At 59.7% G+C, this 6,802-nt stretch carries 7 protein-coding genes; 6 read left to right on the top strand and 1 reads right to left on the bottom strand.

Annotated features, from left to right (window positions below; genetic code table 11):
• Nucleotides 1-417: 417 nt before the first annotated feature.
• From ASC74_RS28425 to ASC74_RS28400, 6 genes are all read left to right on the top strand, one after another.
• Nucleotides 418-1,194, top strand: coding sequence for an ABC transporter substrate-binding protein (locus ASC74_RS28425; protein WP_056746044.1), 777 nt, complete (start codon nucleotides 418-420; stop codon nucleotides 1,192-1,194).
• 90 nt (nucleotides 1,195-1,284) lie between these two features.
• The gene (locus ASC74_RS28420; RefSeq protein ID WP_046047037.1) at nucleotides 1,285-1,974 is read left to right on the top strand and encodes an ABC transporter permease; all 690 of its coding nucleotides are present in this window, start codon (nucleotides 1,285-1,287) and stop codon (nucleotides 1,972-1,974) included.
• A 14-nt stretch (nucleotides 1,975-1,988) separates the two neighbouring features.
• Nucleotides 1,989-2,687: an ABC transporter permease gene (locus ASC74_RS28415; RefSeq protein ID WP_056746042.1), complete on the top strand. Its 699-nt coding sequence runs from the start codon at nucleotides 1,989-1,991 to the stop codon at nucleotides 2,685-2,687.
• A 9-nt stretch (nucleotides 2,688-2,696) separates the two neighbouring features.
• Entirely contained in the window at nucleotides 2,697-3,809 is a 1,113-nt protein-coding gene (locus ASC74_RS28410) for a succinylglutamate desuccinylase/aspartoacylase family protein (RefSeq protein ID WP_056746039.1), read from the top strand.
• Nucleotides 3,810-3,827: 18 nt separating this feature from the next.
• Nucleotides 3,828-4,592, top strand: coding sequence for an ABC transporter ATP-binding protein (locus ASC74_RS28405; protein WP_056746031.1), 765 nt, complete (start codon nucleotides 3,828-3,830; stop codon nucleotides 4,590-4,592).
• A gap of 285 nt (nucleotides 4,593-4,877) precedes the next feature.
• On the top strand, nucleotides 4,878-5,798 hold the full coding sequence (locus ASC74_RS28400; protein WP_056746029.1) for a MurR/RpiR family transcriptional regulator: 921 nt from the start codon (nucleotides 4,878-4,880) through the stop codon (nucleotides 5,796-5,798).
• A gap of 12 nt (nucleotides 5,799-5,810) precedes the next feature.
• On the opposite strand, the gene ASC74_RS28395 is transcribed toward ASC74_RS28400, so the two are convergent.
• The gene (locus tag ASC74_RS28395) at nucleotides 5,811-6,734 is read right to left on the bottom strand and encodes a helix-turn-helix domain-containing protein (protein ID WP_056746027.1); all 924 of its coding nucleotides are present in this window, start codon (nucleotides 6,732-6,734) and stop codon (nucleotides 5,811-5,813) included.
• Nucleotides 6,735-6,802: the final 68 nt, after the last annotated feature.

Below are 6,802 nucleotides of genomic sequence, written 5' to 3'. Positions count from 1 at the left end.
CCCCCGGCCATGGATGGCCGATGGCGGCGGGCCCACGGAGCAGGACCGGAGCGAGGGCATGCCGAGCCTAGGCGAGGCACCGAACGAMAGGGGCAAGAGCCCTTGGTTACTTGGGGCTCTTCCAAGTGACTCGCTGTAAAAGCGAAACCGCCAGCAGCCATCACCGCAGAAACGGATATACACCCCAAGCTTAAGTGAACAGCATTACATCAATAGCCTGCCTGGCGCCTGAACATGCTCGTGATCACACAGGATCGCTGTGATTTTTTGCGCCATCGAATGACACGTTTATTTTCATAGCATTGCTTTATGAAATAAAACATGTCATTTATAGCCACACAAAATCATCAGGACTGATCCACCGTGCCAGATCGGATGGCCTGTACCACCCCAACGCCCCTCCAAGGAGTCAACAATATGAACAAGACAGAACTTCTAGGTGCTCTGGCACTGTGCGCCGCAAGCTTGCTGGCACACGCCGACGAAGACAGCCTGCGTATCGGTATCGAAGCCGCCTACCCGCCCTTCTCTTTCAAGACACCGGAGGGCAACGTCAGTGGTTTCGACTACGACATCGGCAACGCCCTGTGCGAAGAAATGAAGGTCAAATGCGAGTGGGTCATCCAGGAATTCGACGGCATGATCCCGTCGCTGAAAGTGCGCAAGATCGATGCCGTGCTGTCGTCGATGTCGATCACTGAAGACCGTATGAAGTCGGTCGACTTCAGCAAAAAGTACTACCACACGCCGGGCAAGTTCGCGATGAAGGCCGGCAATGTGATCAACGACCCGCTGGTTGATCTCAAGGGCAAGAAAGTCGGGGTGCAACGCTCTTCGACCTACGACCGTTTCGCCACCGAGCAGCTTGAAAAAGCCGGGGTCGAAGTGGTGCGCTACGGCTCACAAAATGAAGCCTTCCTGGATCTGGCGTCGGCTCGACTGGACGCGACGCTCGCCGACATCGTCAACACCGATGAGAGCTTCATCAAAACGCCAGCAGGCAAAGGCTTCGCGCTGGTTGGACCGGACATCAGCGACCCGAAATATTTCGGCCGAGGCGCCGGGATCGCAGTACGCAAAGGCGACAGCGTGAACGTTGCACGTCTGAGTACAGCGATCGACGCAATCCGCGCCAATGGCAAGTACCAGCAAGTGATGGCCAAGTACTTCGCGTTCGATATCTACGGCGAATAAACCTTACCTGAAACCCTGTGGCGCCGGCCTCTTGCGGGCGCTTTGGGCTCGTCTCGCGCGCCTTTTGGCGCTCGTTTGAGGAACTTCATCATGCTTCACGGCTACGGATCGAGCATTCTCGATGGCGCCTGGCTGACCATTAACCTGGCCCTGACCTCCATGAGCATGGCGATTGCTTTGGGTCTGATCGGCGCGGCCTTTCGGTTGTCGCCACTGAAATGGCTGGCGATGCTGGGCGAAGGCTACACAACCCTGATTCGCGGTATTCCTGACCTGGTGTTGATCCTGCTGATCTTCTACGGCGGCCAGGATTTGGTGAACCGCATCGCCCTGGCGCTCGGTTACACCCGCTACATCGACATCAATCCCTTTATCGCCGGCGTCTGCACCATGGGCTTCATTTTTGGCGCCTATCTCTCGGAAACCTTTCGCGGCGCGTTTATGGCAATCCCTAAAGGTCAGGCTGAGGCTGGTGTGGCGTATGGCATGAGTGGCGGCCAAGTGTTCTGGCGGATTCTGGTGCCGCAGATGATTCGTTTCGCCATCCCGGGGTTCACCAACAACTGGTTGGTGCTGACCAAATCCACCGCGCTGATCTCGGTGATCGGCTTGCAGGACATGATGTTCAAAGCCAAGAACGCAGCGGACGCCACCCATGAGCCGTTTACGTTTTTCCTCGCGGTGGCGGCGCTGTATCTGATGCTGACCAGCGTGTCATTGCTGGTGCTGCGCTATCTGGAAAAACACTACTCGGTCGGCATCAAAGCCGCCGAATTGTGATTGGGAGCAACCCCATGATTCTCGACTACAACCTGATCTGGGAAAACCTGCCGCTGTATTTCAATGGCGCCTTGTTGACCCTCAAAGTCCTGCTGATTTCCCTGGCCTTCGGCCTGGTGCTGGCGATTCCGTTGGCACTGATGCGGGTGTCCCGATCGCCCCTGATCAACTTCCCGGCCTGGCTCTACACCTACGTGATCCGCGGCACGCCGATGCTGGTGCAATTGTTCCTGATCTATTACGGCCTGGCGCAGTTCGCAGCGGTACGTGAAAGCGCGCTCTGGCCGTACCTGTCCAGCGCAACCTTTTGTGCCTGCCTGGCCTTTGCGATCAATACCAGTGCCTATAGCGCAGAACTGCTGGCTGGCAGTCTGAAGGCCACGGCCCACGGCGAGATCGAAGCCGCCAAAGCCATGGGCATGTCGCGCTTTACCCTGTACCGCCGCATTTTGCTGCCGTCAGCCTTGCGCCGGGCGCTGCCGCAGTACAGCAACGAAGTGCTGATGATGCTGCAAACCACCAGCCTGGCATCGATTGTCACCCTGGTGGACATCACCGGTGCCGCGCGTACGGTCAGTGCGCGGTTTTATCTGCCGTTCGAGGCGTTCATCACTGCCGGCCTCATCTACCTGGCCCTGACCTTCATCCTGGTTCGTCTGTTCAAGCTGGCCGAGCGTCGCTGGCTGGCGTACTTGGCACCGCGCAAGCACTAAGGAGCTGTTATGGAGCACATTGAATACCTGTTGCCGTGGAGTGCTTCGGGCACTGAACGCAAGCTGTCGCTGTTTCGCTTTGGCAGCGGGCCGCGCAAGGCCTACATTCAGGCGTCCCTGCACGCCGACGAGTTGCCGGGGATGCGCGTGGCGGTTGAACTCAAACGACGTCTGCGGGTGCTGGAAGAGCAAGGCCGACTGACCGGGGTGATCGAGCTGGTGCCGATGGCCAATCCGATTGGCATCGCCCAGATGTTCCAGGCCACCCATCAGGGGCGCTTTGAGTTTTCCAGCGGGAAGAATTTCAATCGCGATTTCCCTGAATTGGCCGAAGCCGTGGCGACGCTGCTGGAAGGGAAACTGGGAGACGATGTCGACGTCAACACCGCACTGATCCGCCGGGCCATGGCCGATGTTCTCGTCGACATGCCGCCAGCGACGTCGGAACTCGATGGCCTGCGCCGTCTGTTGCTGCAGCATGCCTGTGACGCCGACGTGGTGCTGGACCTGCACTGCGATTTCGAGTCGATCATGCTGCTTTACGCCATGCCGCAAAACTGGCCGCGCTTGCGTTCGTTGGCCGCTCGACTCGGTGCCAGCGCCGCGCTGCTGGCCGAGGGTGCGGGCGGCAGTGCCTTCGATGAAGCCTGTGCGATTCCTTGGTTGCGCTTGGCTGAGCTGTTTCCTGAAGCCGATATTCCGCTGGCCTGTGTGGCCACCACCATCGAGTTGCGCGGCATGGCCGACACCGAACGCGAGCAATGTGTCGATAGCGCCGAGGCCATTCTTGGCTATCTCGCCGAACAGGGCCTGATCAGCGGTGACTGGCCAGCAGCGCCAACGACCTGTTGTGAAGCGACGCCATTCGCCGGCGCGCAGTACGCCTATGCGCCGCACCCGGGGGTGGTGAGTTTTCTGCAACCGCTGGGTGCCCGGGTCCGGGTCGGTGATCCGCTGTTCGAAGTGCTGGATCCGCTGACCGATCGCCACAGCATCGTGTGCGCCAGCACCGACGGCATCCTCTATGCCCGAGAACGCCTGCGCTTTGCCCAGCCCGGTTTGTGGCTGGCCAAAGTCGCCGGCACCCGCCTTATTCGCCAAGGTCGCTTGCTCAGCGACTGATTCCAGAGAATAAAAACCATGTACAAACTTGAAGTTCAGGATCTACACAAAAGCTACGGCAGCCACCACGTGCTCAAGGGTGTGTCCCTGGAGGCGAAGGCCGGTGATGTGATCAGCCTCATCGGCTCCAGCGGCTCGGGCAAAAGCACTTTCCTGCGTTGCATCAACCTGCTGGAGCAGCCCAACGCCGGCAACATCGTGCTCAACGGCGAACAATTGAAACTGGTGACCAACAAACTCGGCGGGCTCAAGGCAGCCGAACCCAAGCAGTTACAACGCATGCGTTCGCGGCTGTCGATGGTGTTTCAGCACTTCAACCTGTGGTCGCACATGAGCGCCCTTGAAAACGTCATGGAAGCCCCGGTGCATGTGCTTGGCATGGGCAAGAAAGAAGCCCGGGAAAAGGCCGAGCACTACCTGAACAAAGTCGGCGTTTCGCACCGCATGGACGCCTGGCCGGCCCATATGTCAGGCGGCGAGCAGCAGCGTGTGGCGATTGCCCGCGCGCTGGCCATGGAACCGGAAGTGATGCTGTTCGATGAGCCGACCTCGGCACTCGATCCCGAGCTGGTCGGCGAAGTGCTGAAAGTCATGCAGGACCTCGCCCTCGAAGGCCGCACCATGGTGGTCGTGACCCACGAAATGGGTTTTGCCCGCGAGGTCTCCAATCAACTGGTGTTCCTGCACCAAGGTCAGGTCGAAGAGCGTGGCGACCCACGCGAAGTGCTGGTCAACCCGCAGTCCGAACGCCTCCAGCAGTTTCTTGCCGGCAGCTTGAAGTAATCCGCCCGGCCAGCCGTAACGCAGTCTGTGTAGCAGCTGCCGAAGGCTGCGTTCGGCTGCGCAGCAGTCGTGAAATCAGGCAATGCGGTTCTTCAGGACTACCTCGCGGTCAGGTTTTACGACTGCTGCGCAGCCGAACGCAGGCTTCGCCAGCTGCTACAAAGTATGCGCTGCAGCTGAAATTGCTTAACTGGCGGGCATTACCTGACCACATTGCACACCAACGGTTGGCTTCGGATACACTCCCGCCAGCTTTATCAACCCTCAGGAAATGTTGAGCCGGATATGCCGACCCCATCGAAAAACACCACGGTCTATGCCGCACCGGTTATGCGCAAACTGGCGGAGATCGTTGGCGATTTGCAGCCGTCACTGCGCAAGGTGGCGGACTTTATTCTGCGTCACCCGCTGAGGGCCGCGACGCTGACCATCGAGGAGATGGCCCACGAAACGTCCACCTCACCAGCCGCGGTCAACCGTTTGGCCAAGGCCTTGAACCTGGGTGGCTATACCGGCATGAAGGCCGAACTGGTCGCGACGTTGCAGCAAATGGTGTCGCCGGTCGACAAACTGCGTAACGAACTGGCGCATCGTCCTGGCGGCGCGTTTGGCCTGCATGAGCAAATCCAGAGCGCCAGCAGCAACCTCGCCACGGCGGCGACCAACAACCATGCAGACACCTTCGAAGCCTTCGTCACGCGCCTGACCACCGCGCGCAAAATCTACATTCTGGGCTTTGGCAACAGCGTCTACTTCGCCGGCCTCGCCGCCTCGACCCTGATGCCCTTCTGCGCCGACGCCACCGCCATCAGCATGGAGGGCGGCAACGAAAACGCCGCTTACCGTCTGGCCGCGATTACCGATCAGGATGTGTTGCTGGCGATCTCCCTGCCGCGCTATTCCCTCGACACCCTGCAACTCGCCCGTTTCGCCAATGAACGTGGCGCCACAGTGCTGGCAATCACTGATTCACCCGCCTCGCCGCTCACCAGCATTGCCGAACACGTGCTGTTTGCTCCCGCCGACCATCCGGTGTTGACCAGTTCCAACATCGCGGTGCTCGCCTTGATCGAAGGCTTGGTGGCGGGCGTGATGGCGCGCAACAAGGAAGCCGTCAAGCTGGCGACCGAGCTGACCGAAAGCGTGATGGCTTACCTGCACATGCCGGGCAACAGCAAATCGGCGAAAGCCACAAAGCCGCGCTGACGTGTCCCGGGCTTACCCGCGACCTGTTACGCCACAGGGTTTGCGGGCGAGCGTCTGACTGGGAAGTTCGTTGAACAACGCCCGATAGCTGCTGGAAAATCGCCCCAAATGCCAGAACGACCAGTGCATCGCCACTTCGGCAACGGTGGTGTCCATCGCTGTGCGGCTGAGCAATTCGCGGCGTGCGCTGTTGAGTCGGCGCAAGCGCAGCCAATGGGTTGGGGTCATCCCGGTATACGCCTTGAACGCATGCTGCAACTGCCGCAGTGAAACCCCGGCGACCTGCGAAAGCTCCAGCAGATTCAGGGTGTCTTCCGGCGCATCAGCCGCCCACTCACCAATGCGCTTCATCACGGCACGCTCTTCGGCGCGGCGCTGTAAACCTCCGCGATCAAGGCACACACACGCGTTGTCGAGGATGTACAGGCAGTCTTCCAGTAACTGCTGGGTCAACGCTTCCTTGCTCGGCGGATCGAGCGTCTGCGCCAGTCGGGTCAACGTCCCGCTGAGCCAGCGACTGAACAATGCGTTCTGCCCCGAGTTCAGTGGCGCCATGAACAGGCCTTCGAGCCTGGCCACGTTCAAACCGTGACGCTGCACGAACTCCGGACCGAACACCACGGCGATTTCCTGGTAGTTCTCCGGGGTGATCCAGATGTTGCGGCTTTCGCCATTCAACACGTACAGCGCGTTGTCGCTTCGATCGAAACAGAACGCCAGCGAACCTTCGGGCGCGCTGAAATTCTGCTCGACCCGCGTGTTCATCTGTTCCTCGTAAATCTCGACGCCTTGCAGGTCCAGGTAGCGCACGCGCCCGGCGAAATGCCCCGGTGACATTTGCTGGTAATGCTGCACCCAACCCGGTGTGGCGCGGATTTGCTCGGCGACATCGGCGGTGTCGAACGCTTGGACTTGCAGGGGGTTGCACGTTGTCATGGGTGACCTTACGCACTCGTTTGGTGCGTTTTGGTGCTGCTGAAAGTGGATAGATGGAACGTCAAGGC

The sequence above is a fragment of the Pseudomonas sp. Root329 genome (assembly GCF_001424925.1).
GTDB lineage: Bacteria > Pseudomonadota > Gammaproteobacteria > Pseudomonadales > Pseudomonadaceae > Aquipseudomonas > Aquipseudomonas arabinosi.
This window is presented reverse-complemented; position numbering and strand designations above follow the sequence as displayed.